Source organism: Pseudoalteromonas carrageenovora IAM 12662, from assembly GCF_900239935.1.
Lineage (GTDB): Bacteria > Pseudomonadota > Gammaproteobacteria > Enterobacterales > Alteromonadaceae > Pseudoalteromonas > Pseudoalteromonas carrageenovora.
Window position 1 is genome coordinate 2,286,354 of the sequence record NZ_LT965928.1, and the last position, 25,156, is coordinate 2,311,509.

A 25,156-nucleotide genomic window follows, 5' to 3' on the forward strand; every position below is an offset into this window, starting at 1 on the left:
TTTTTACTGTTAAAGGAGTAAGGAATTGTCAATTAAATGAAACTGCTCAGCACTTTGTTTAAGCACTTCGGCGGTTAACTTATCGGCGCCGTACACATCGCACGGTACATTATATTGGTGTTTTAAATGCCCCAATAATAAAGCAAAGTCACCATCGCCAGAGAGTAAAATAACTTTATCGAGGTTTTTACCTTGCTCTAGCATGTCTATCGTTATGCCTACGTCCCAATCGCCCTTCGCGCTGCCATCACGACGCTGAATAAAAGGCTTAAGTTTTACCTCAAAGCCAATGGCCCGCAAAATGTTTTGAAACTGATTTTGTTTTTCATCACCACGATGAATTGCATACGCAAAAGCACAATCAATTGTGTATTGCTGTTTCATTTGCGCCCAAAAGGCATTGTAATCAAAATTTTTGCGGTAGCTCTCACGGCACGTGTAATAAATATTTTGTACATCAACAAAAATACCAACACGGGGTTTATTGTTTTGCGGCTCGTTATGTGAAGTCATTTATTTTCCTAAGTGGATAAAGGCAAATGGCCCAATTAACGTTGGCGCCATAAATGAGTGTTCCTTGCAATTATGCTTTAAGTAACCTAAATTGGTTACTTAATTAAATGTAACCAAATTTGGTTACTTAGGCCTATGTAACCTAAATTGATTACTTATTGGATTTTTATGATTGGTGTGATCAGCGGCGATATCATTAAATCGCAAAAAATACCTAAGCAGCAGTACGATGCCATGCTTTATCAACTAGAGCAAAGTTTGCGTGCAGTTTGTAATAAAACAACGCTTTGGAACATTTACCGGGGTGATGCATTTCAACTGCAAATAAACCAAAGTGAAGAAATAATTAAAACCGCGATTTTAATTTACCTGCATTTAAAGTTGGCCGGATATGAGCTTAGGCAAAGCATGGCACTTGGCAGCATTGATAACCTACGCAGTGACATTAAAACCGCAACGGGGTCTGCGTTTGTACTTTCAGGGCAAGGCCTAGATAAAATAACTAACCAGCGCTTTGTTTTTACTATTGCACAGCAAACAGTAGGTGAAAGCTTTGACCTTAATCTCGCCTTTGCTGATACCTTGCTGAGCAAAATAACGCAAAAGCAGGCCAACGCTTTATACGTGTATTTAACGCACACAGATAACAGCCATGCAGCACTTGCTAAAGAGCTAAATACTAGCCGCGAAAACGTTACTAAGCTGCTTAATTTAGCCAATTACCAGCTTATAGAGCGCTTTATAGTTCACAGTGAGCAAGTTATAAAAACGATAGTAAAAGGAGTTATATAATGGCATTTTCGTTATTGCTCGTGGCGCTTATTATTGTCCACCTTCTCGCTGACTTTTACTGGCAACCTATGAGCTGGGTAAACGATAGAAATACCCGCCACTTTAAGGCTAAAAAGCTCTACTTTCATGTGCTAGTTCATGGCATTACGAGCGCTATAATTCTTACTCTTTGGGAATATACATTTGGCTGGCAGCAACTAAGTACTGTGTTACTTGCCACAGCTGTAATTATGCTTAGCCATTACTTTATTGATATTGCTAAGTCGTATTCAAATAAAGGGGTTGTGCCGTTTTTACTCGACCAAATAGCGCATATAGCCGTAATAATAGCGCTGTGTATTTATATAACCGATAACCAAAGTTTAATCGCTTACGTAAGCGCACTTGCCACAAACCCTAAAGTACTCTGGGTTGTATGCGGATATTTAATTATATTAAGCCCAAGTGCCGTATTTATAAGAATGATGCTAGAGAGGCTCACCGCTAACTTTTCAAGTGAGGGCAGCTTGGCATTGGCTGGGCAAAGCATTGGCATGATAGAGCGTGTATTAATGCTAAGCTTTATATTACTTGATCAATTTGCGGGGCTTGGCTTTTTGCTCGCTGCAAAGTCGGTATTTAGGTTTGGCGATTTAAGTGCCAGTAAAGATAAAAAGCTCACCGAATATGTAATGCTAGGCACCTTATTAAGTGTAAGTGTTACCCTGTTTATAGGATTAGGCGTTAACTATTTGATTAGGTAGGCAGTACAGTAATACCAATCTGCATAAATCTTTGATCAATTTAACGAATTAAATTGCACTATAACATCGTTAAAAATTTTTTATTTACGACTGCATGGATGCAGGAGGTAGAGCAATGCAGGGAGCAATTGCCGAGAACAACTAGATACAAAAATTTTTGCCTAGTTCTAGCGTAATTTTCTTAACGTTAAATAGGCCCCGTATATAAGCAGATTGGTATAAGTATAAATTACAGATAATAAAAAACGCGCTACTTTTATTAAAAAGGTAGCGCGTTTTTTTGTATTAGCGTTTAGTTAAAGGCCAATACAATCATTAATAATGATTAATCGTTATTTGTGCGACGACGACGCTGGCCATTACCACCAACCGATTGGCGTTTTGCCCATGGGTTTTGTGCATTATCATCTGTTTTGGCTGCTGGCTTTTTAGAACCACCACGACGAGGGCCTGTACCATTACCGCCATTGTTTGGCTTTTTACTGTTAGGCTTGCTGCTATCAGATTTAGGTTTATTGAAAGGCTGTTTTTTCTTAGGCTTTTTAGCTGGTAACGGGCGAGCATCTAATGCACGCTCAGCTACTGGGTTTACTGGCTCAAAACCTTCTTCTTCAGCACGAGGAATAAGCTCCCCAATAAAGCGCTCAATGCCGTATAAATCTACTGCATCTTCAGTTGTTACAAACGAAATCGCATGACCAGACGCACCAGCACGACCTGTACGACCAATACGGTGTACGTAATCTTCATATACATTTGGTAAGTCATAGTTAACAACATGCGGAAGCTCAACAATATCAAGGCCGCGTGCCACAATATCAGTCGCTACAAGTACACGTACTTCTCCGCTTTTAAAACCATCAAGTGCTTTTACACGTGCGCCTTGTGATTTATTACCATGAATAGCTGCGCCTACTATATCGTCGCGCTCAAGTTGTTTAACCAAGCGGTTAGCACCGTGTTTAGTGCGGCTAAATACTAAAACTTGCTGCCAATCGTTGCTACGAATTAAGTGGCTTAATAATGCTGTTTTACGTGGTTTGTCTACTGCATAAACACTTTGCGTTACACTTTTAGCCGTGGTGTTTTTTGCTGCAACTGAAATTTCAACAGGATCGTTTATTAGGCCTTTTGCTAATGCACGAATATCGTCTGAAAATGTTGCTGAGAACATAAGATTTTGGCGTTTAGCAGGCATTTTAGCAATAAGGCGTTTAATATCGTGAATAAAGCCCATATCAAGCATGCGGTCAGCTTCATCAAGCACGAGTACTTCAACACTATCAAACTTAACTGCATTTTGATTATGTAAATCAATTAATCGACCCGGCGTGGCTACTAAAATATCAACCCCTTTACGAAGGCGCTGCATTTGCGGGTTAATTTTAACACCGCCATACACTACAAACGAACTTACGTCAGAGTGCTTAGCGTACTCTTCTACGTTTTCGCTAACTTGCAATGCAAGCTCACGAGTTGGCGCTAATATAAGTGCACGTACGTGATTGCTTTTAGCTTTAGGGCCCGACGATAAACGCTCAATTAGCGGTAACGTAAAACCTGCGGTTTTACCAGTACCTGTTTGCGCAGCCGCCATAACATCGCGACGTTCAATAATTGCAGGAATTGCTTGAGCCTGAATAGGCGTTGGCGTTTCATAGCCCTTTTCTAAAACCGCATTAACTAAAGACTGTGATAAACCTAAACCATCAAAACTCATAAAATCTCTCAATAAAATAGAGGCCAAACCGGCCAAGGGCGCATTATACGCAACTAACTTAGAAATGCATGGAAATATTCACTCTGCAAATTAAGTGCTAACCTTAAAAGTAGCTAATAACAATACAAATCAACGCTATGACATTAAAAACTAAAGCTAATCAAATAACACTTAAGCAATGCCTAGAAAGTATAGATTCAAAACGTATTGAAGACACACAAACCTTACTAGCACTGTTTGAAAAAGTAACCCAGTCAAAGCCCGTTCTATGGGGTAAAGATATTATAGGCTTTGATCACTACAACTATAAATACGACTCAGGCCGTACAGGCGAATGGCCAATCACCGGCTTTTCACCACGTAAAACTAAGCTTTCTATTTATATTATGCCCGGGTTTGATCACCCCAAAATAGCGGTATTATTAGATAAGCTTGGTAAACATAGCCTAGGTAAAAGCTGTTTGTACGTGACGAAATTAGAAAATATCGATTTAGCTATACTTGAGCAAATAATTGCTGAGTCAGTTTTAATAATGAGGCAAACATACCCAAAAAATTAATACCAATCTGCTTAATTAAGTGATCAATTTTGAGGCTGGAAAAGCGTGTTGAAAGCTTGGCAAAATTTTCTATTTAGTTGTTCTCGGCAATTGCTCTGCATTCATGCAGTCGTAAATGAGCATTTTTTAACGCAGGTAGCGACACGTTTAGCCCCGCAAAATGATTAAGTATTATTGCAGATTGATATAACCTTGCTTAAAACAACAAAAGCGGCTAAAAGCCGCTTTTGTTTATATTTAACTCAATAAATATAATATTACTTAACACCTAGCTCGCGTAAACGCTCTTGCAAGTAACTATCTGCAGTGTAGCGCTCAGAAAGCACAACATCAGGACGTGGGTGTAAAAATAGTGGCAACGAAATACGCGACTTACTAGATGCTTTACCCGTTGGGTTAATTACACGGTGAATAGTCGATGGGAAATAACCACCCGACGCTTCTTGAAGCATGTCACCAATATTAATAATTAAGCTGCCAAAATCACATGGTACATCTAACCAACCGCCATCTGTTTTTTGAACTTGTAAACCAGGCTCGTTAGACGCCGGTAATACAGTTAATAAGTTAATATCACCATGTGCAGCGGCGCGAATAGCACCAGGCTCTTCGTCACCCGTCATTGGAGGGTAATGAAGGATACGTAATAATGTTTGCTCAGAATCAGCAATCATGTCTTTTAAATCAATAGAAAACTTAGCACGTACATCTGCAGGAGCTTCTGCTTGAACCCAACTTAAAAGCGTTGCAGCAAACTCGTTAGCTAAGCGGTAATACTCACGTACGTCAGCTTCAAGCTGCGCTGGAACACGGCCTTTAGGGTAAACATGAAAGTACTCTTTAATGTCTTTTATTGTAAAGCCTTTCGCTACTTCAGATACTGAAGGCGGAAAATAACCGTCTTGAGTCTCTTTAGAGAATAAAAAGTCGTGCTTTTGCTCTGAGTTAAAAAAGTCTTGCCAATTTTTATAAATAGACTCAACTAAAGATTGTGGGATTGGGTGGTTTTTTAATACACCAAAGCCAGTATTTCTTAACGATTCAACAAAGTGAGCAGCCGCATCGGGAGCTTTATAATCAACAGTAGGTAATTGCATTGTACGTTCCAGTGAAATAGGTTGTTAGAAGTGAACTGCTTTAAAATATAATAGCTAAAATGCCAAGATAAAATAGCAAAGCCTTCATTATAGCGCTGTGCGAGGATAGACAAACCGCCCCAAAAACATAAGGACAAATGTCCGCAAGGCCATTTAGTAAGCAGTTTACTTGATCGAGATCAAAGTATAATAAACATTGATTTTGCACACATTAGTGCTCATATCTGGTCTATCATTGTAACGTATTTAATTGTGACACTAAGGCTCATCCATGCGACAAAAAGTATCTTTTAAAAGCGGTGATTTAGAACTTGCCGGCCAACTCGAACGCCCATCAGGCGACATAAAATTTTATGCACTCTTTACCCACTGCTTTACTTGCGGTAAAGATATTGCTGCCGCAACGCGTATTAGCCGAGCATTAACGCAACAAGGCATAGCCGTACTGCGTTTTGATTTTACCGGCCTTGGTAATAGCGATGGCGACTTTGCCAACAGTAATTTTTCTTCAAACATTCAAGACTTAATTGCCGCAGCCGATCACTTACGTAAAAACTTCGAAGCCCCACAGTTATTAATTGGCCACAGCTTAGGCGGCGCAGCCGTACTTGCAGCCGCTGAACACATTCCTGAAATATCAGCGATTACAACTATTGGAGCACCATCAGATGCGCAGCATGTAGCGCATAATTTTGAAGCGCATTTAGATGAAATTAACGCCGCGGGTGAAGCTAAAGTAAGCTTAGCTGGTCGTGAGTTTACCATTAAAAAGCAATTTGTAGACGACATAGCCAAATACGATCGTAGCCATATAAGCAAATTAAAACGCGCGCTATTGGTTATGCACTCCCCTGTTGATGCAACAGTGAATATTTCTGAAGCCGAAAAAATTTACGCATCAGCTAAACATCCTAAAAGTTTTATAAGCCTAGATAACGCCGATCACTTATTAAGCAATAAAAATGACGCCGATTACGCAGCGACTATTATTGCTAATTGGGCAAACCGATATGTTAAATATGATAAAGCCGGCTACAGTGCAAAATTAGAAGGTGGAAAAGTCTTAGTAGAAGAAAAAGACCATATTTTTACCCAGCACGTAAGTACAAAAGACCATACCTGGCTAGCCGACGAACCATTAAAGGTAGGCGGCAATAATTTAGGCCCTGATCCATACGATCATATACTCGCGGGTTTAGGCGCATGTACCTCGATGACACTGCGTATGTACGCAACATTAAAAAAACTGCCGCTTGATCATGTAAAAGTAGAGCTTGAACACACGCGTGACTATTACAAAGATTGCGACAACGGTGAATGCACTCAAAACCTTGAAGCCATCACCCGTAAAATTACCCTACGCGGCGATTTAACCGAAGCACAGCGCCAACGCCTGCTAGAAATAGCCGACAAATGCCCCGTGCATAAAACCCTGCATAACAGCCCACTTGTTGTCAGTGAGTTAGTTGAGTAACTAAAATAAAATAGCGCAGCCATGGCTGCGCTATCTAATAAAGTAAAGCTCTACAAGTTTTATTAATTTAAAAACGCCCCTACTTCTTTACTCATTCTATCCACCAGCCATTTTGGCCCGCCATCGTACATATCATTATGGCGCGATTTTTCTATCGTTATTTGGCTAACAGGAAACTCTTTAAGCTCTGTACCGTTTAATAACACGTTTGCATCAGCGGGGTAATCACTACCGCGCAATGTCAGTACGCGTGTATTTTTATTACGTGGGATCAACATGCGACGGTGATCCAGTGTAATTACTTGGTTTACTTCTCCTGGATAAATTGAAGCGTATAAAGCTGATATATCACCGCCGTTAGAGTGCCCAAACAAAGTAAGTTTAGTAAAATCATACTCAGGGTATTGCTCACTTAGCTGATTAACTAAAAACTTAAGTGTTACTACACCGCGGTGCCAGTTTTCCATGCGGGTGGTTAAATATGGCTGCATACGATTAAGCGCAGGGTCGGTTTTAAATTCATGCGCTACTGCAATGCTTAAATAACCTTTTGCATTAAACAGCTTACTGGCAAACGTGTACTCATTGTGGCTAATGCCGTAGCCCGCATTAATAAAAGCTACAGGGCACTTTATCTGCGCGCTGCATTTATTACTGTTATTTGGAAGTGTGATATTGATAGGTATGGTTCGATTGCGACTTTGATCTACTAGTACATCGTCTTGTGCAAAGCTAAAAGGTGAAATTAGACTCGCGCTTAGGCTAAGTGCGCTTAATGTTATTAACTTTTTTATTATTTTATGCATGTTTAAACTTATATAAACTATTGTTTTTAAATAAAAATAACTTTTACTATAAAGGTTAGCGCGCGCCATTGCTAATGTATGCGATAATACGCGTATTATTCTTAGTTAATTTAGAAAAGTACCCCATGAAATCATACAGCACCATTGAACAACGTATCGACATTTTGCAAAGTCGAATAGAAACCTACAAAGAAGAAATCGCCGTGTTACAGGCCGAGCCTAAAAGTAATAATGAGCGTATTATTTTTAAATTTATTGAAACAGGCAGCACAGGCAAAACAAAAGACTTTGTTCGTGAGTTAGGTATTAAGTCGCCGCGCGATAGCTTATATTCATCGGGTGATGTAACTAAGCTTGTTAAAGACGGCGCTGATGATATTACCCCTGCACTGCTTGAAATTGCGCGTGCACTTGCAAGTGCACGTAATAAAAATGGCCCTAGCTGTTAATACCTAGCTAAAGCGACTGTTTAACCTCTATGCTAGGTTATTCATTATTTAGAAGCTCGCACTTTGCAGCTTCTAAATAACGTAAATTAGTCACACAGTTCTATATCAAGGCTTGTAAGCAAATTAAGTGCTTCAAAGCGCTCAAACTTAGCGCCCGCTAATATATTATTGTTTAAATCAATATTAAACTCAGTTGCGCCAACAAAGTCACACTTAGTTAAATTGGTTTGAAGAAACTCACTATCGCGAAAATCTGTCCCGGTAAATTTACTTTGCTTTAAATCGGCATGTCTAAAATCAACGTTTTTTGCATAGCAGTGAATTAATTTTAGAGATTTTAAAGTTAATTCAAAAAAAGAGCTGTTACTGAGCTCACAACTATTAAAGCTCACTGGCGCATTTATACTTAGCGCTCCCCAATCTGCATCGCCCCATTGCACGCTGTTTAACTTACAATGGCTAAAACTTACATCTTCAAGCGAGCTATACCCCCACTTGACTGACGACAGATTACAATTTTTAAAGTTGCACTGTATAAATCGGCACGTTTTAAAGTGCGCCTGCGATAAATCACATTCTATAAACGTACACTCTTCAAATTCAGTATTTTCAATTGCTTGCTCTGCTAACTGCAAGGTACTAAATTGCTGATCGTAATAATGCTTATTGTTAGAAATTAACACTGTTTGTACTTGTCCGTAATTAGGTGTATTTAATGGGCATAGGGGTTATTTTTAGGTAAGTCTTTTTTAAGTGCTAACAACGCTATAAAAATTAAAGCAAATAACGGAAATAGCGCTAAGCACCCGCCAACAAAGGCTAACACAGCGGGCATAGTACTTTTTCGTTTACCTATTTTGTAACTCGCTACAGCAAAAATAGGCACGCACAACACAATAAAAAAAGCTAAAAACTCACCAAATAAAGTTAGATTGAACGACATAAGAATTCCTTTTCAAAGTGCTAAATACCAATTCGCTTAATTAAATGTCATGGTGAATTAGTACAAATAGTAAACTAACTATAATTTAGCTATAAAAAAACCCCTAAGCAATAACTTAAGGGTTTTTAAATTTAGCTAAAAGCAAATAAGCTAAGCAAATTACTCTTCGCTAGGAATTGCTTTTTCTACTACGTTAATAGCAAGCTCAGTAAGCGAATCGCTATTAGCTTTGCTAGGCGCGTTAGTTAATAAACATGACGCTTGAGTTGTTTTAGGGAAAGCAATAACGTCACGAATGTTATCTGTACCACATAAAAGCATTACTAGGCGGTCAAGGCCAAATGCTAAACCTGCGTGCGGCGGTGTACCATATTTAAGTGCATCAAGTAAAAAGCCAAACTTATCTTGCTGCTCTTGTGCATCAATACCTAAAATTCTAAATGCGGCTTCTTGCATATCTGCATTGTGAATACGTACCGAACCACCACCTACTTCGTAGCCGTTTAATACCATGTCGTAGGCATCTGAAATAGCTGCTGCTGGGTTTGCTTCAAGCTCACTTGCACTAATATCTTTTGGTGCGGTGAATGGATGATGCACAGCATGTAACGTGCCTTCGTCATCTTCTTCAAACATTGGGAAATCAACAACCCAAAGCGGAGCCCAGCTATCAAGGTTAGTGATTTCTAAATCAACACCAATCTTCAAGCGAAGCGCGCCCATTGCTTCGTTTACAACGTTACGTTTATCGGCACCAAATAAAATAATATCGCCAGTTTGTGCGTTAGTACGCTCAAGTAACTGGGTAATTACCTCTTCGTTTAAAAACTTAGCCACTGGAGATTGAACGCCTTCAGCGCCTGCATCACGGTCGTTTACTTTCATCCACGCCATGCCTTTAGCGCCGTAAATACCAATAAACTTAGTGTAATCGTCAAGTTGTTTACGCGAAAGCTTAGCGCCACCTGGTACTGTTAATACAGCAACACGGCCTTTTTCGTCGTTAGCCGGACCCGAGAAAACATTAAACTCTACATCTTTTACTAAATCTGCAACATCAACTAATTTCATTGGGTTACGTAAATCTGGCTTATCAGAACCGTAAAGGCTCATTGCCTCGCTGTAAGGCATAATTGGGAAGTCGCCTAAATCAACGTTTAATAATGATTGCCACATCTCACGAATCATTTTTTCAGTCATACCACGTACTTGATCAGAGCTCATGAACGAGGTTTCTAAATCTATTTGAGTAAATTCTGGTTGGCGATCGGCACGTAAATCTTCATCACGGAAACATTTTACAATTTGGTAGTAACGGTCAAAACCCGACATCATCAACAATTGCTTAAATAACTGTGGAGACTGCGGTAAAGCGTAAAAGCTACCTTTATGGACTCGGCTCGGTACTAAATAATCGCGCGCGCCTTCTGGCGTTGCTTTAGTTAGTACTGGTGTTTCAATATCTAAAAAGCCGTTTTCATCTAAAAAGCGACGAACAAAGCTGCTTGCTTTAGCACGTAATTTAATACGGTCGCTCATTTCAAGGCGACGTAAATCTAAGTAACGATACTTTAAACGGCGCTCTTCTGAGTTTACTTGGTTAAAATCAAGTGGCAGCGGTTCAGAGCGGTTAATAATAGTAAGCTCTTTACCTAAAATTTCGATTTCGCCAGTCGCCATGTCTTTATTTACTTGGCTGTCTGGACGTGCGCGAACAATACCTTTTAACTGAACACAAAATTCTTGACGAAGTGTATTAGCAGAGCTCATTAACTCTTCAATGTCAGAATCGAATACAACTTGTACTAAACCTTCTCTATCGCGTAAATCGACAAAGATAAGTCCACCAAGGTCACGTCGTTTGTTGATCCAGCCACATAGTTCAACTTCTTGATCTACGTGAGTTTTATTTAGCTGTCCGCAATATATAGAGCGCATAGTTTTCCTGTCAGATAAAAGGCTTAAACGGTTAAATTTATTTGTTTTAAGGCGTGTGATTTAAAAAACAGGTCACCACAATACAAATAAAGCCGCTAGCAATCTAAAAATAATCAAATTAAGCCCTGCATTATACCCAAGTAGTATTAAGATGCTAGGGCGTGTGCGGCTTTTACCCCTGAATTTACAGCAGCTCGTTTTGTTATTTGCTACACTATCGCCACTTTATAATAAGGCGCTAGTTTGTATGTTATATATTGGATGCCCTCAGTGGTCGAGTAACGCGTGGAAAGGCAATTTATTTTCAAGCCACTGTAAAAACGCCGATATGCTTAGCCAATACGCCCAGCATTTTAATTCAGTTGAAGGCAATACCAGCTTTTATGCCGACCCATCGCCAAGCACCGTATTGCGCTGGGCAAATAGCGTACCCGATGATTTTAAATTTACGTTTAAGTTTCATCGTCGCTTTAGCCACGAGCTAAAGCTTAGTAATGTACAAACAGAGCTTACCGATTGGCTTACGTTATTTGCTCCTATACTTGAAAAAACAGGGCAAATAATGCTGCAATTACCTAAAGCATTTGGCCCAAACGACTTACCGAAGCTTACCCAATTTATTGATTTATTACCTAAAGAGCTAAATTACGGGGTGGAAGTACGCCACAGCGATTTTTTTAAAAAAGGTGAAGCCGAAATTGCCCTAAATCAGCTATTAATAGCAAATAACATAAATCGTATTTCTATGGATACACGGGCGCTTTTTGCAGTTAAGCCAACCACCGAGGCGTTAATAGATGCACAACAAAAAAAGCCGCACTTACCTGTACATGCAATAGCTACTGGCTCACAGCCGATGGCGCGTTTTGTCATAGCCGATTTACAAAACGACTATAAATCCTTTTATAAACCGTGGCTTAGTAAAGTAAAACAATGGCTTGATGAGGGTAAAACGCCGTATGTGTTTTTTCATACCGCCGATAACCGTGAATCCCCATTACTTGCCAGGCAATTTTGTGAAGACCTAGGGTATAATCACCCAGTATTAAACCCATTCAGCGGCGAAAAAGAAGCCCACCAGCCTACGCTTTTTTAAATAGAGAATAAAAATGAGTGAATACGCACGTTACTTTACCGGCTACCCGGCAAACATTGTTGATCAGGTATTAAGCCTAATTAAAAACAAAAAAGTAAGTAACTACTTACTTAAAAAATACCCGCAAGCGCATACCATAACCACTGATAAACTACTTTATAGCTACGCCACCGAACTTAAAAAACAATATTTAAAAAACGCCCCACCGTTTGGCCGCGCTGCATTTAAAAAACAAGGCGATATGGTCACCAACGCATTGGGTACACACACCTACCGCATGCAAGGTAAAACCCGTAAGCACGATTTAGCGATTAACAGCGATTTATTGCGCGCTCCCGAGCCACTATTAAAAGCGTTAGTGGTTCATGAATTAGCGCATTTTAAAGAAAAAGATCATAACAAAGGCTTTTACCAACTTTGCTGCCACATGGAGCCGAGTTACCACCAATTAGAATTGGATTTACGAATTTTTTGTGTAGTGGTAGCGATGGGAGAGAATCCGTATTGAACAGCGGTCAGTGGTCAGCGGTCAGCGGTCAGCGGTCAGCGGTCAGCGGTCAGCGGTCAGCGGTCAGCGAAAATATAAATACAACCTAACTCGTAATCAAAGTTCTCAATAATAAAAAACGCGATTTAACATCGCGTTCTCTTTGGTAACTTTTCTACTGATCGCTGAAAGCTTTAAACTGACAGCTCATAAGCGTATTGGGTTTCGCTTCGCTCTACCCAACCTACATAACATTAAAGCCCTAAGCCTGCCATAAAATCATCATCGGCATCATCTTGTTCTGCTTCTTTTGACTTTGCTTTGGCTTTTTCGGCTTTTTGCTTAGCTTCGTTTTCAATAATATCGTCTGGGTCTATTGCATCTACAATGTCAAAGTCGTGAAGTTTAATAAACTCTGTTTTATCCATTGCCAGCTCAAGGTAGAAAATATTTTGTTTGCTGGTTGTAAAGGTTACCCGGCGTGCTTGTGGTCGATCCATAGTGGTATCTACCGATATTTGCACTTGTTTATTAATCGCCATCATTTTTGGCTGGTTTTGCGTAATAGAAGTATGCAACTGCTCGCGTACTTTAGAAGTAAAGTCACCAACAATTTGGTTCATCAGCTCACCTAATACATTAGATACGTCGTCTGATAAATGGCTGTGGGCAATTTCTTCCTCCGGCATACCCATGTTACGCATGTAGTCGCCGTATATTTCCATCGCTGCTTGTGAGGTAAAGTTGGTAACGACTAAACCTGTAAAGCCGCCATCAAATAACACAAAGCAGCCTATGTCTGGGCGCATGCAAGTGCGGGTTATTTTTTGTACCATTGCAGAGTAACTAATGCTGTTACCGCTGGCTGATGTGAGTACACCTGTTACCGAATGACATAGGGTTGCTAAAATATCGTCGGTGCTGATGATCTTACTTTTGCTCATTTAACGTTCTCTTTTATACTTATTATTCATAATTCTAGCCAAGCTACTGAATTTATCACTGACTATCCAGCATAAAATGTTAAAATAGTGCCATTATTTTTAAAGAGACTGCCTTCGTGACCACAAAAGACAGTATTTACGCCTCTGAGCAACAAGTAAAAGATTTTAGCTTCGACCAAAATGTGGTTGAAGTATTTCCTGATATGATCCAGCGCTCTGTGCCTGGTTATGCCACCATTGTAAGCACTATGGGTAAATTAGCAGGCGAATACGCACAAAGTAATTCAAACCTGTACGACTTAGGCTGCTCGCTAGGTGCAGTAACACTAAGTATGCGCCGTAATATTCGCACTGATAACTGCCACATTATTGCTGTTGATAACTCACAGGCCATGGTTGAGCGTTGTAAAATGCATTTACAAGGTTTTAAATCGGACGTACCGGTTACTGTTACCCTTGGCGATATTAACGAGCTTGAAATTCAAAACGCATCGGTTGTGGCAATGAACTTTACGCTGCAATTTATACCCCATGCACAGCGCCAAGCCGTGCTTGAAAAAATATACGCTAACTTAAAGCCCGGTGGCGTGCTGCTACTTAGCGAAAAAATTAAAGCCGAAAACGAGCAATGCGATAACTTATTAATTGATTTGCACCACGACTTTAAACGTCACAATGGCTACTCTGAGCTTGAAATAAGCCAAAAACGCACTGCTATTGAAAACGTAATGCGCCCCGATACACTCAGCACTCACTTTAATCGTTTAAGCGATATTGGCTTTAGCCAAACACAGGTGTGGTATCAATGTTTTAATTTTTGCTCAATGGTAGCAATTAAATAAAAAGAGTAATTTATGTCTCAATGGTTTAACCAATTTTACGCTGCAATTGCACAAAGCCCACTTAGCCACTGGCTAGAAACCCTACCCGCTCAATTAAAACATTGGCAGTTAGAGGCAAGCCATGGTGATTTACCTAAATGGCAAAAAGTACTTAAAAATTTGCCTGAAGTAAAAACAATTCATGTTGATATCGCCACTAAAGTAGAAATTGGCGCGCTAGGAGAAATGAGCGAAGGCGAGCAAAAACAAGCAACGCATTTATTAAAACGAATGATGCCTTGGCGCAAAGGCCCTTTTAGTGTGCACGGTATTGAAATAAACACCGAATGGCGCAGTGATTGGAAGTGGGATCGCCTCCTGCCTCATATTGAGCCATTAAAAGGCCGCACAGTGTTAGATATTGGTTGTGGCTCTGGCTATCATTTATGGCGTATGCGCGGCGAAGGCGCCGAGTTTGTAGTGGGTATTGACCCGTCTGATTTATTTTTATGTCAGTTTCAGGCTATTAAACACTACAACCCAGACGAAAACGTTCATTTATTGCCACTAGGTGTAGAAGCCCTACCGGAACTTAAAGCCTTTGATACGGTTTTTTCGATGGGGGTACTTTATCATCGTCGCTCGCCAATTGATTTTTTAGCGCAGTTAAAAGCGCAGCTTCGCCCGGGTGGCGAGTTAGTGCTGGAAACCTTAGTTATTGAAGGCGATGAAAACACAGTACTCGTGCCTACCGACCGCTATGCAAAAATGCGCAATGTTTGGTTTATTCCAAGTACTGCTGCATTAAAACTGTGGATGGAGCGTGTTGGCTTTAAAGATGTGCAAATAAAAGATTGTGCAATTACTACGCTTGAAGAACAACGTAAAACCGATTGGATGGAAAACGAGTCGTTAATAGACTTTTTAGATCCAAACGATACAAGTAAAACCATTGAAGGTTATCCCGCTCCACTTAGAGCTATATTAACCGCAAAAGCATAACGGTTAATTTAACGTCTTTATTTACTAAAAAAACGCCTGCGGGCGTTTTTTTGTTTATTTAAACAACAAGCAGCGGACAAGTGTCCTTGTTTATTATTTCAAAATTACATTTGCGCTAGCCGCGCAGTTGCAATTGTTGTAAAATACGCGCGTTTCTAAGCAACCCAAAACAACTATTTTGAGGAAAACCTGTGAGCGAACAAAAACAGTCTCTAAGCTATAAAGACGCGGGCGTAGATATCGACGCTGGTAATGCACTTGTTGAGCGTATTAAAGGCGTAGTGAAAAAAACTCGTCGTCCTGAAGTTATGGGCGGAATTGGTGGTTTTGGCGCACTTTGCGAAATTCCTGAAGGTTACAAGCAACCTGTGTTAGTTGCTGGTACTGATGGTGTTGGTACTAAACTTCGTTTAGCTATCGACTTAAAAAAGCACGACACTGTTGGTATTGATTTAGTTGCAATGTGTGTAAACGATTTAATAGTACAAGGCGCTGAACCCCTGTTTTTTCTAGATTACTACGCAACGGGTAAACTAGATATAGACACAGCAGCCGATGTAGTTACCGGTATTGGTAAAGGTTGTGAGATTTCTGGTTGTGCCCTAATTGGTGGCGAAACAGCAGAAATGCCAGGTATGTATGATGGTGAAGACTACGACATGGCAGGCTTTTGTACCGGTGTAGTAGAAAAATCTAAAATTATTGATGGTACTAAAGTAGCAGCAGGCGATCAGCTTATTGCGCTTGCATCTAGCGGTCCTCACTCAAACGGTTTCTCTTTAATTCGTAAAGTACTTGAAGTATCAAACGCTGATACAAACCAAGTAATTGACGGTAAAACATTAGGCGAGCATTTATTAGAGCCTACACGTATTTACGTAAAACCTTTACTTGAGTTATTTAAGCAAGTTGACGTGCATGCCCTTTCGCACATTACTGGCGGTGGCTTTTGGGAAAATATTCCTCGCGTGTTACCAGGCTCTGCAAAGGCAGTGGTTAAAGGCGATAGCTGGCAGTGGCCACCTATTTTTAACTGGCTACAAGAAAACGGTAACATTGCTACTCACGAAATGTACCGTACATTTAACTGTGGCGTTGGCATGGTATTAGTAGTCCCTGCAGACAAACTTGAACAAAGCTTAACTATTTTAAAAGACTTAGGCGAAAATGCATGGCACCTTGGTGAAATTCACGATGCAGCGCCAGGCGAAGAGCAAGTAGAAATTGTAGGTGGTGCTAAGTAATGGCACCCACTCGTCTGGTAGTTTTGATCTCAGGTAGTGGCTCTAATTTACAAGCCATCATTGATGCCTGCGAACGTGGCGAGATAAATGGACATATAGCGGCTGTTATTAGCAATAAAGCAGACGCTTATGGCCTAGAGCGTGCTAAACAAGCAGGTATTGCTACAAAAGTGCTGAGTCATAAAGATTTTGACTCGCGCGAAGCCTATGATGCGCAATTAATGAACGTTATCGACTCTTTTATGCCGAATCTAGTTGTATTAGCTGGGTTTATGCGTATTCTTACTCCTAGCTTAGTGCAAAAATATGTTGGAAAAATGTTGAACATTCATCCATCTTTGTTGCCTAAGTATCAGGGGCTGAATACCCACCAAAGAGCAATTGATGCAAAAGACGATGTTCATGGCGTAAGTGTTCACTTTGTTACTGAAGAATTAGACGGCGGCCCGGTTATTCTTCAGGCGCAAATACCTGTACTCAAGGATGATACAGCAGAGACATTAGCAAAGCGCGTGCACGAGCAAGAGCATATAATTTATCCTTTGGTGGTCAAATGGTTCAGTGAACAAAGACTTACTATGGAAGCAGATTATGCAGTTCTTGACGAAAAACAACTTCCTGCACACGGCGCGCACTACCCACAATAAAAAAATAAGTGCCTTGCTATTATGTGCGGGCGCTTTACTTCCTACTAGCCTTATTGCAGGCGAACTAACACAGTATCAAGCAAGCTATGATATTTTACGCAAAGGTAAAAATCATGGTGAAGCCGTACGTGAGCTTAAAAAATTAAGCGATAATAACTACGAGCTTACTTATCATAGCAATATAGAGTGGATGATTTTTTCTGACTCGCGCGAAAAAACCTCAAAGTTTACATACAAAGATGGCAAAGTTACCCCACATCATTACAACATGGTGCGTACAGGCACAGGCCCAGATAAAGATTACAAAATAGACTTTGATACGCAAAATAAAGTGGTCACAAGTAGCACTAGCGAATACCCGCTAAAATGCGAGTGGACTGACGAATTTCAGGACGCTATTTCGTACCAAGTACAAGTACGTGAAGGCCTAAAAAAAGGCGAAACTAATTTCTCGTTTCCGCTTATTGATAAAAAAGGTAATCGCCGCGACTACAACTTTGAAGTAACAGGCACTGAAATGATTTCGTTGCCTATTGGCAATGTAGAAGCCATTAAAGTTAAACGCTTATACGATAATGACAAACGCCAAGCGCTTGCATGGTTTGCTCCTGAAATGGATTACATGCTAGTACGTATGTGGAAAGGTGAAAAAGGGATGGAGCAGTTTGAAGTGCAAATGAACTCGTTTACCGTTACTCAACCTGTCGCGGCTCCTGCAGCTGTAGCGGACAAAAGCGATGCTAGCGTAGAGGCGCTATAACACATATTTGCAATAATTAATTATGCAAACTGGTAAAAGTGTATATTGAATAAAAAAACGCGATTTTACATCGCGTTTTTTTATGTTTTTAATTTAGCGCTAAATTAACTCGCCCATTTTAAATAAAGCAAACTCACCCGGCTGCATTTTTTGCCAGCGCTCATCATTAGTGAGTGGGCGTGTAGCTATTACGGTTACTACATCGTTTGGTGTGGTTTCTTCGTTAAAATCAACCACCATATCAGCATCAATCAAGGTTGCTTTACCAAATGGCGCTCGGCGCGTTATATAATGTAAGTTATTAGTACAATACGCTAATACAAACACGCCATCAGTAAGTAACATATTAAATACGCCCTTTTCACGCAACGTGTGCGAAAGCTTAGCCGCATACCTAAAAACAGACGCCATATTAGATGGGCGTTTTGGGTATTTTTCACGAATTTTATCAAGCAACCAACAAAATGCCAGTTCGCTATCGGTATTTCCTACAGGCCGATAATACTGTGGTTTTAAGTCGTGATAATTAGAAAGCTGCCCATTGTGTGCATAAGTAATTTCGCGGCCCCAAAGCTCGCGTGTAAACGGATGGGTGTTCTCAAGGCACACTCGCCCACGATTACCTTGGCGAATATGGCTAATAACCGACACGCTTTTAATTGGGTACGCTTTAACGAGCTTTGCAATTTCTGATTGATAACTTGGCTCAGGATCTTTAAACGTTCTACAACCTTTACCTTCGTAAAAGGTAATACCCCAACCATCTTTATGCGGGCCGGTATTGCCACCGCGCTCTAAAAGCCCTGAAAAACTAAAACAAATATCGGTAGGTACGTTGGCTGACATGCCAAGTAATTCACACATTAATAAACTAACCCTTAAAAAATACGTATAAATAACGCTGTGCTTTACATTGCGCTACAGCAGACATATTTACTTAAAAAACCTTTTTTGGCTAGCTGATTTACTGATTTTTAGCGCATTAATATAACTAATCGTTGAATTAAATGCAGTGGCAATGCATGCTCGTTCCTCTTTAAGGGAAGCTGTGAATTAATTATGGCTATTTCGACTATAATTTAACACTGTAATGTACTTGAAACTTAGGCTCACTAGCGCTACTCTAACTGAGGTGGTCTGACCTCTATTAAGGAATAAGCAATGACACTCATATTTACACTCGGTTTAATCGTATTGCTCAGCATCGCGATTTACCACAGAGCGAGTTGGAACACAGCACTTGGTGTTTCTGCCGCAACTTTATTAATTGGTACCTTTGCGGGTGCTTTTGGTTTAATTAGCTGGTTGATCTTTTTGATCATCGCGGTTCCTCTTTCTGTTACTGGCATTCGTCAGCAATATATAATCAAGCCTATTTTTTCTACCTTTAAAAAAGTAACGCCAAGCATGTCTGACACAGAAAAGTCAGCAATCGATGCCGGTACTACGTGGTGGGAAGCTGATTTATTTTGTGGTAACCCAGATTGGAAAAAGCTACACCAATACCCAATCCCTAAACTTACTATTGAAGAACAAGCCTTTATTGATGGCCCTGTAGAAGTAGTATGTAGCATGCTAGATGATTGGGAAGCAACGCACGAGCTTACTGACCTTCCTCAAGATGTATGGCAATACCTAAAAGATAATCAATTTTTTGCCATGATCATCAAAAAGGAATACGGCGGTTTAGAGTTCTCTGCGTTTGCACAATCTTGTGTACTTCAAAAGTTAACGAGTAAATCAACACTGCTTTCGTCAATTGTTGGTGTACCAAACTCTTTAGGCCCGGGTGAATTATTACAGCACTATGGTACAAAAGAGCAAAAAGATCATTACTTACCGCGCTTAGCGAGCGGTAAAGAAATCCCTTGTTTCGCACTAACCTCGCCAGAGGCTGGCTCTGATGCAAGCTCAATTCCTGATTACGGTGTTGTGTGTAAAGGGCAATGGAACGGCGAAGAAGTTGTAGGTGTAAGCCTTACGTGGAATAAGCGTTACATTACACTTGCACCAGTAGCTACAGTGCTTGGTCTTGCATTTAAACTACAAGATCCAGACGGTTTATTAAGCGATGTTAAAGAGCCGGGTATTACCTGTGCACTTATTCCAACAGATACTCCTGGAGTAGAAATTGGACGTCGTCACTTTCCGCTTAACGTACCATTTCAAAATGGCCCAACTCGCGGTAAAGACATATTTGTACCACTTGATTACATTATTGGCGGACCAGAAATGGCAGGCCAAGGCTGGCGTATGCTGGTTGAGTGTTTATCGGTTGGCCGTGCAATCACATTGCCGTCAAATTCAACCGGTGGCATTAAAACTATCGCTTTAGCTACAGGTGCTTATAGCCGTATTCGTCGTCAGTTCCGTTTACCTATTGGTAAAATGGAAGGTGTTGAAGAGTCTTTGGCTAAACTTGCAGGTTACGCTTACAGCTCTGATGCAGCGGTTAGCATGTCTACCGGCGCAGTTGATTTAGGTGAAAAGCCATCGGTTGTTTCAGCTATTATTAAATACCATCTTACTGAGCAAATGCGCGACTCAACCATTCATGCAATGGATGTACTTGGCGGTAAGGGAATCATGCTTGGGCCAAATAACTATTTAGGTCGTGGCTATCAAGGCGCACCTATTGCCATTACCGTTGAAGGTGCAAACATCTTGACCCGTAATATGATTATTTATGGTCAAGGTGCAATTCGCTGTCACCCATTTGTACTAACAGAGCTTGGTGCATGTGAAATTGAAGACCGCGAAGAAGCGCTTAACGTATTTGATAAAGCGCTAATGGGCCACATTGGCTTTACTATGTCGAACCTTGTACGTACTAAGTGGCTTGCACTTACAGGTGCACGTTTTACAAGCGTACCTTATAAAGATGAAACGGCTGAGTTTTACCGAATCGCGTCTCGCTTTAGTGCCTCTTTAGCACTTATGTCTGACATTAGCATGGCAGTATTTGGTGGCTCTCTTAAACGTAAAGAACGTATTTCTGCACGTTTAGGTGACTTACTAAGCTACCTTTACTTAGTGTCTGCAACGCTTAAACGTTACAACGATGAAGGCCGTAAAAAAGAAGATTTTGCACTTGTACAATGGAGTTGTCAGGATCATCTTTACCACTGCCAACGTGCCCTTGCTGATTTAATCAATAACATGCCATCTGCCCCACTACGTGGCGTACTAAAAGTATTGTTATTCCCGTTTGGTCGCCCGGTTCGTAAACCTACAGACAAACTTGAGCATAAATTAGCACAACTACTACAAGTACCTAGCGAAACGCGTAACCGTTTAGCAAGCTATGTTTACTTAACTGACGAACCTCTTAATTTAGTAGGCCGTCAAGAGCAAACACTTAAAGACGTACTGGCTGTAGAGCCGTTATTTGAGCGAGTATGTAAAGAGAAAGGCCTTAAACTGCCATTCTTCCAACTTGATAAAGTAGCGCAAATGGGCCTTGAAGCTGGCATATTAAGCCAAGCAGAAGCTGATAAATTAGCCGCTGTTGAAAAAGCCCGCTTAGACGTGATTAACGTTGATGACTTTGACCCAGCTGATTTATTAGCAGGCAAAGCCGCACGTAAAAGTGAAGACAGCAAAGCAGATGCAGCTTAACCAACCAAGCTAAGCATCTGAATAGCAAAAGCCAGCGCCCTAGCACTGGCTTTTTTGTACTCAATTTTAATTAGCTTAAAGCAATAACTTTAAGCTCGATCAGTATCAAAAAATATAAAACCTACCAATACATTATAAAGCTTGCTAATCACTCATCTAATACACGCTTTGTAACACTTTATTAAGCCTTGAATAAGCTCCAAAGCTTGCGTTTAAAAAATGTACGAGCAACACTCAAATACGCTAATAATAATTCAAGGACTGTATTAATGAACAAAACACTTAAGTTTGGCGCACTAGCATGTGCAATTGCACTCGCTGGCTGTAGCCAATCGAGCAATACAACACATGTTATTGCTGAACAAACCTCAGCAGCACAAGCGGTACAGACATACAGTGCCAACACTTTTTTTGATACTACATCCTTTATAGGTAGTAGTTTTTCACCTTCTGGTAAAAAAATTCTCGTTAGTAGCGATGAAAGCGGTATTTATAGTTTATATGAGGTCGATGTTAAAACAGGCAGTAAAGAACGCTTAACCAATTTTGAAGACAGTACCTACCCTGTACGCTACTTTCCTAATGATGAGCGCGTATTATTTACCAAAGACTCAGGCGGTAACGAGCGATATCATGTCTACGTGCGTGAAGTTGACGGTTCAATCAAAGATTTAACCCCTGGCGATGAAACACGAGCTGGCTTTGCAGGTTTTACAAAAGATGGGAGCCAATTTTTTATCACCAGCAATCAGCGTGATGCCAAATTTATGGATTTATATCGCGTAGATAGTGAAACCTATGAAATGTCTCCTGTTTATCAAAATGAACTCGGATTAGATGTTGGCGCCATTAGCCCTGATGGACGCTTTATTGCTTTATCTAAAAATAATACCAATAAAGACAGTGATACATACATTCTCGACACTTATAAAAAACCCCTTAAACCACAACTTATATCTAAGCATGATGATCCCGCACAATATACACCTGAAACCTTCTCTACTGACGGTAAATACTTATACTACTCTACGGACGCAAAAGGTGAGTTTTCACAAGTGTGGCGCTATGAGTTAGCGACAGAGAAACATAGCCCGGCTTTAGAAGACGAATGGGACGTAAAATTTATTTATTTTTCTAAATCTGGACGCTACCAAGTAAGTGGAGTAAATGCCGATGCCAGTACTAAAGTAACTATTTTAGATACTCGTACAGGTAAACAAGTCGCTATGCCCACCCTACCCAATGGTAATTTACGCAGTGTAAATTTCTCAAGTGACGAGAAAACCATGGCGTTTTATTTGAACTCTGACACATCCCCAAGTAATTTATTTGTATGGCAAGTCGGTGGTATTAGCGCCAAACAACTAACTAATTCACTTAGCAAAGAAATAAACCAAAGTAATTTAGTACAAAGCACAATTGTACGCTTTAAAAGTTTTGATGGGCTAGAGGTACCTGGTGTTTTGTACAAGCCCAAACAAGCAAGTAGCACTAATAAAGTGCCAGCATTAATTTGGGTGCATGGTGGCCCTGGTGGACAAAGCCGTACTGGTTACAGCGCGACACAGCAGCACTTAATTAATCATGGCTATGCTATTTTTGCCGTTAACAACCGTGGTAGTTCAGGATACGGTAAAACATTTTTTCATTTGGATGATAAAAAGCACGGCACAGATGACTTACAAGATATTGTGTACGGTAAAAAGCATCTTCAAAGTTTAGATTGGGTCGATAGCGAAAAAATTGGCATTATGGGAGGTAGTTACGGCGGGTTTATGACCGCAGCTGCACTTGCCTTTGAACCTGAGGAATTCAAAGTAGGTATTAATATTTTTGGGGTGACTAACTGGGTAAGAACACTTAACTCAATTCCACCATGGTGGGAGAGTTTTAAAAAAGCCTTATACGATGAAATGGGCGATCCTGCGACAGACGGTGAGCGTCATCGTGCTATATCGCCATTATTTCATGCTAAAAACATTACAAAACCTTTAATGGTAATACAAGGCGCTAACGATCCGCGCGTTTTACAAGTTGAAAGCGATGAACTCGTTGCCGCAGTCAAAGCCAATGGCGTACCAGTAGAATATGTATTGTTTGAAGATGAAGGCCATGGTTTTACTAAAAAAGAAAACCGTATCAGCGCTTCTAACGCTTATTTAAACTTTTTAGATACTTACTTAAAAGAGTCATTTGGCCCACAAGGGTAATTGTAGACCAATTTATATTAAAGCCTGCTGCGTTTTCTTGTACGCAGGCTTTTTATTGTTTGGTTAATCTAGGTTCCAGTAAAGCAAACACCAAACCAAATACAGCGGCAAATATGCCGATAAATTCGAGCCAGCTATTGCCTGCATGTGGCATTGTTCGCGAGATTTCATCTGCACTATAAACACGTTTACCTCCCTCAACGGCTTCGACAAATGACTCACCAACATACTTATCCATTAACTTAAAACTTTGTACTCTTCTGGCTAGTATTTCCCGCCCTTTTTCTTCTCTTTTCTCGCGGTTTGATTCAATAATATAATTGCTCCAATGAGTATAAATATTCAGAGGTTCATCTTTTTTGATCACACCCAGTGATTTGTATTCGTAAAAGCGTTCATTGAACAGATAGTTTTTATGTCCTACATAAAATAATGCACAGCCAAAAGCAATCAAAAACATAGCGAGGTATATAATTTTTCGCTGTGCAGCAGAACTCTTTACAGCTTTACTTTTAAACCACACTTCTACATCGGGTATTTGCATCAGCCTAGCTTTATCATGGCTCGATACAAGCGGCTTCATAAACTCATCAATTGAAAGATCTAATGCAATAAATAAAGATCTAAATATTTCATTCGAGGGAATTGATTTATCGTTTTCAAGTTTTGATAAATAGCTCTGCTCTATCCCCACTTGCTGAGCGAACTCTGGCTGGCTCAGTTTTTTATCATTTCGTAGCTGCTTTAATTGTTGACCTAATGTGCTCATCTTAATGCTTCCTTTTTAAAAGTGAGGTTAGATTCTTGGTAATTCATGCAGATATATGAAGCTGAATAATGAAGAATAATAAGGAATATTAGCAGGTTAGTATAAAAGAGTCGATCTGATAGCTGATAGCTGATAGCTGATAGCCAAAGTATGTTTTATTAAAAGAAATATGAAATAATTTTATAATCTTGTTATTGAGGGAATAACAAGTGGCGGAGTGGACGGGACTCGAACCCGCGACCCCCGGCGTGACAGGCCGGTATTCTAACCAACTGAACTACCACTCCGCAGTGGTATGTGCATGGGGTAATGCACTTACTAATTTTGTTACGATATCAAATGGCGGAGTGGACGGGACTCGAACCCGCGACCCCCGGCGTGACAGGCCGGTATTCTAACCAACTGAACTACCACTCCATAATAAGAATATGTTTTACAACCATATGTTGTGTAAGTGTTGGCGGAGTGGACGGGACTCGAACCCGCGACCCCCGGCGTGACAGGCCGGTATTCTAACCAACTG

Annotated in this window: 24 protein-coding genes and 2 tRNA genes; 14 read left to right on the top strand and 12 right to left on the bottom strand. The window is 40.4% G+C overall.

The window, feature by feature from the left end; all coding sequences use genetic code 11:
* Positions 1 to 9: 9 nt before the first annotated feature.
* Positions 10 to 513, bottom strand: a complete 504-nt coding sequence (locus ALFOR1_RS10320) for a LabA-like NYN domain-containing protein (RefSeq protein WP_104642909.1) — start codon at positions 511 to 513, stop codon at positions 10 to 12.
* A gap of 168 nt (positions 514 to 681) precedes the next feature.
* Here ALFOR1_RS10320 and ALFOR1_RS10325 point away from each other — a divergent pair, with 168 nt between their 5' ends.
* Positions 682 to 1,305, top strand: coding sequence for a hypothetical protein (locus ALFOR1_RS10325; RefSeq protein WP_104642910.1), 624 nt, complete (start codon positions 682 to 684; stop codon positions 1,303 to 1,305).
* Positions 1,305 to 2,048, top strand: coding sequence for a DUF3307 domain-containing protein (locus ALFOR1_RS10330; RefSeq protein WP_104642911.1), 744 nt, complete (start codon positions 1,305 to 1,307; stop codon positions 2,046 to 2,048). The genes ALFOR1_RS10325 and ALFOR1_RS10330 overlap by 1 nt, the downstream gene beginning before the upstream one ends.
* 325 nt (positions 2,049 to 2,373) lie before the next feature.
* On the opposite strand, the gene ALFOR1_RS10335 is transcribed toward ALFOR1_RS10330, so the two are convergent.
* Positions 2,374 to 3,768: a DEAD/DEAH box helicase gene (locus ALFOR1_RS10335; RefSeq protein WP_058548285.1), complete on the bottom strand. Its 1,395-nt coding sequence runs from the start codon at positions 3,766 to 3,768 to the stop codon at positions 2,374 to 2,376.
* Between the two features lie 137 nt (positions 3,769 to 3,905).
* On the opposite strand from ALFOR1_RS10335, the gene ALFOR1_RS10340 reads away from it, so the two are divergent.
* A complete protein-coding gene (locus ALFOR1_RS10340; RefSeq protein WP_104642912.1) occupies positions 3,906 to 4,328 on the top strand; it encodes a DUF1801 domain-containing protein in 423 nt (140 codons plus the stop codon).
* A 257-nt stretch (positions 4,329 to 4,585) separates the two neighbouring features.
* Here ALFOR1_RS10340 and ALFOR1_RS10345 read toward each other — a convergent pair whose 3' ends face one another.
* Positions 4,586 to 5,425 (bottom strand): isopenicillin N synthase family dioxygenase, encoded by an 840-nt coding sequence (locus ALFOR1_RS10345; RefSeq protein WP_104642913.1) that lies wholly within the window; start codon positions 5,423 to 5,425, stop codon positions 4,586 to 4,588.
* Between the two features lie 271 nt (positions 5,426 to 5,696).
* Between ALFOR1_RS10345 and ALFOR1_RS10350 the strand changes: the two genes are divergently transcribed.
* On the top strand, positions 5,697 to 6,899 hold the full coding sequence (locus ALFOR1_RS10350) for a bifunctional alpha/beta hydrolase/OsmC family protein (RefSeq protein WP_104642914.1): 1,203 nt from the start codon (positions 5,697 to 5,699) through the stop codon (positions 6,897 to 6,899).
* Positions 6,900 to 6,961: 62 nt separating this feature from the next.
* Here ALFOR1_RS10350 and ALFOR1_RS10355 read toward each other — a convergent pair whose 3' ends face one another.
* Entirely contained in the window at positions 6,962 to 7,705 is a 744-nt protein-coding gene (locus ALFOR1_RS10355) for an alpha/beta fold hydrolase domain-containing protein (protein ID WP_104643657.1), read from the bottom strand.
* 125 nt (positions 7,706 to 7,830) lie between these two features.
* Here ALFOR1_RS10355 and ALFOR1_RS10360 point away from each other — a divergent pair, with 125 nt between their 5' ends.
* Complete coding sequence (locus ALFOR1_RS10360) at positions 7,831 to 8,154, top strand: hypothetical protein (RefSeq protein ID WP_058548717.1); 324 nt, start codon at positions 7,831 to 7,833, stop codon at positions 8,152 to 8,154.
* An 86-nt stretch (positions 8,155 to 8,240) separates the two neighbouring features.
* Here the strand turns inward: ALFOR1_RS10360 and ALFOR1_RS10365 are convergent, their stop codons facing one another.
* The 3 genes from ALFOR1_RS10365 to aspS form a co-directional block, all read right to left on the bottom strand.
* Entirely contained in the window at positions 8,241 to 8,837 is a 597-nt protein-coding gene (locus tag ALFOR1_RS10365; RefSeq protein ID WP_058548289.1) for a pentapeptide repeat-containing protein, read from the bottom strand.
* A gap of 29 nt (positions 8,838 to 8,866) precedes the next feature.
* On the bottom strand, positions 8,867 to 9,097 hold the full coding sequence (locus tag ALFOR1_RS10370) for a hypothetical protein (protein ID WP_058548290.1): 231 nt from the start codon (positions 9,095 to 9,097) through the stop codon (positions 8,867 to 8,869).
* Between the two features lie 159 nt (positions 9,098 to 9,256).
* Entirely contained in the window at positions 9,257 to 11,035 is a 1,779-nt protein-coding gene (gene aspS, locus ALFOR1_RS10375; protein ID WP_104642915.1) for an aspartate--tRNA ligase, read from the bottom strand.
* A gap of 247 nt (positions 11,036 to 11,282) precedes the next feature.
* Here aspS and ALFOR1_RS10380 point away from each other — a divergent pair, with 247 nt between their 5' ends.
* Positions 11,283 to 12,131: a DUF72 domain-containing protein gene (locus ALFOR1_RS10380; RefSeq protein ID WP_104643658.1), complete on the top strand. Its 849-nt coding sequence runs from the start codon at positions 11,283 to 11,285 to the stop codon at positions 12,129 to 12,131.
* A gap of 13 nt (positions 12,132 to 12,144) precedes the next feature.
* Positions 12,145 to 12,639, top strand: coding sequence for a M48 metallopeptidase family protein (locus tag ALFOR1_RS10385; protein ID WP_058548292.1), 495 nt, complete (start codon positions 12,145 to 12,147; stop codon positions 12,637 to 12,639).
* A 233-nt stretch (positions 12,640 to 12,872) separates the two neighbouring features.
* On the opposite strand, the gene ALFOR1_RS10390 is transcribed toward ALFOR1_RS10385, so the two are convergent.
* Entirely contained in the window at positions 12,873 to 13,562 is a 690-nt protein-coding gene (locus ALFOR1_RS10390) for a DUF3334 family protein (RefSeq protein ID WP_058548293.1), read from the bottom strand.
* A 116-nt stretch (positions 13,563 to 13,678) separates the two neighbouring features.
* Here ALFOR1_RS10390 and cmoA point away from each other — a divergent pair, with 116 nt between their 5' ends.
* From cmoA to ALFOR1_RS10415, 5 genes are all read left to right on the top strand, one after another.
* Positions 13,679 to 14,404, top strand: coding sequence for a carboxy-S-adenosyl-L-methionine synthase CmoA (cmoA, locus tag ALFOR1_RS10395; RefSeq protein ID WP_058548294.1), 726 nt, complete (start codon positions 13,679 to 13,681; stop codon positions 14,402 to 14,404).
* Between the two features lie 12 nt (positions 14,405 to 14,416).
* Positions 14,417 to 15,385, top strand: coding sequence for a tRNA 5-methoxyuridine(34)/uridine 5-oxyacetic acid(34) synthase CmoB (cmoB, locus tag ALFOR1_RS10400; protein WP_104642916.1), 969 nt, complete (start codon positions 14,417 to 14,419; stop codon positions 15,383 to 15,385).
* A 191-nt stretch (positions 15,386 to 15,576) separates the two neighbouring features.
* The gene (gene purM / locus ALFOR1_RS10405; RefSeq protein WP_104642917.1) at positions 15,577 to 16,629 is read left to right on the top strand and encodes a phosphoribosylformylglycinamidine cyclo-ligase; all 1,053 of its coding nucleotides are present in this window, start codon (positions 15,577 to 15,579) and stop codon (positions 16,627 to 16,629) included.
* Entirely contained in the window at positions 16,629 to 17,276 is a 648-nt protein-coding gene (gene purN / locus ALFOR1_RS10410; RefSeq protein WP_058548297.1) for a phosphoribosylglycinamide formyltransferase, read from the top strand. Before purM ends, purN begins: the two co-directional genes overlap by 1 nt.
* Complete coding sequence (locus tag ALFOR1_RS10415; RefSeq protein ID WP_408634446.1) at positions 17,230 to 18,036, top strand: DUF3108 domain-containing protein; 807 nt, start codon at positions 17,230 to 17,232, stop codon at positions 18,034 to 18,036. Before purN ends, ALFOR1_RS10415 begins: the two co-directional genes overlap by 47 nt.
* 99 nt (positions 18,037 to 18,135) lie before the next feature.
* On the opposite strand, the gene ALFOR1_RS10420 is transcribed toward ALFOR1_RS10415, so the two are convergent.
* Entirely contained in the window at positions 18,136 to 18,900 is a 765-nt protein-coding gene (locus ALFOR1_RS10420) for a class II glutamine amidotransferase (protein WP_004587229.1), read from the bottom strand.
* A 297-nt stretch (positions 18,901 to 19,197) separates the two neighbouring features.
* Here ALFOR1_RS10420 and fadE point away from each other — a divergent pair, with 297 nt between their 5' ends.
* Together fadE and ALFOR1_RS10430 are read left to right on the top strand one after the other, a co-directional pair.
* A complete protein-coding gene (gene fadE / locus ALFOR1_RS10425; protein WP_104642919.1) occupies positions 19,198 to 21,654 on the top strand; it encodes an acyl-CoA dehydrogenase FadE in 2,457 nt (818 codons plus the stop codon).
* 269 nt (positions 21,655 to 21,923) lie between these two features.
* Positions 21,924 to 23,864 (top strand): alpha/beta hydrolase family protein, encoded by a 1,941-nt coding sequence (locus ALFOR1_RS10430; protein WP_104642920.1) that lies wholly within the window; start codon positions 21,924 to 21,926, stop codon positions 23,862 to 23,864.
* Between the two features lie 52 nt (positions 23,865 to 23,916).
* Here ALFOR1_RS10430 and ALFOR1_RS10435 read toward each other — a convergent pair whose 3' ends face one another.
* The 3 genes from ALFOR1_RS10435 to ALFOR1_RS10445 form a co-directional block, all read right to left on the bottom strand.
* Positions 23,917 to 24,633: a helix-turn-helix domain-containing protein gene (locus tag ALFOR1_RS10435; protein ID WP_104642921.1), complete on the bottom strand. Its 717-nt coding sequence runs from the start codon at positions 24,631 to 24,633 to the stop codon at positions 23,917 to 23,919.
* A 210-nt stretch (positions 24,634 to 24,843) separates the two neighbouring features.
* Positions 24,844 to 24,920, bottom strand: a tRNA-Asp gene (locus tag ALFOR1_RS10440).
* A gap of 53 nt (positions 24,921 to 24,973) precedes the next feature.
* Positions 24,974 to 25,050: transfer RNA gene (locus ALFOR1_RS10445), tRNA-Asp, on the bottom strand.
* Between the last annotated feature and the right edge of the window lie 106 nt (positions 25,051 to 25,156).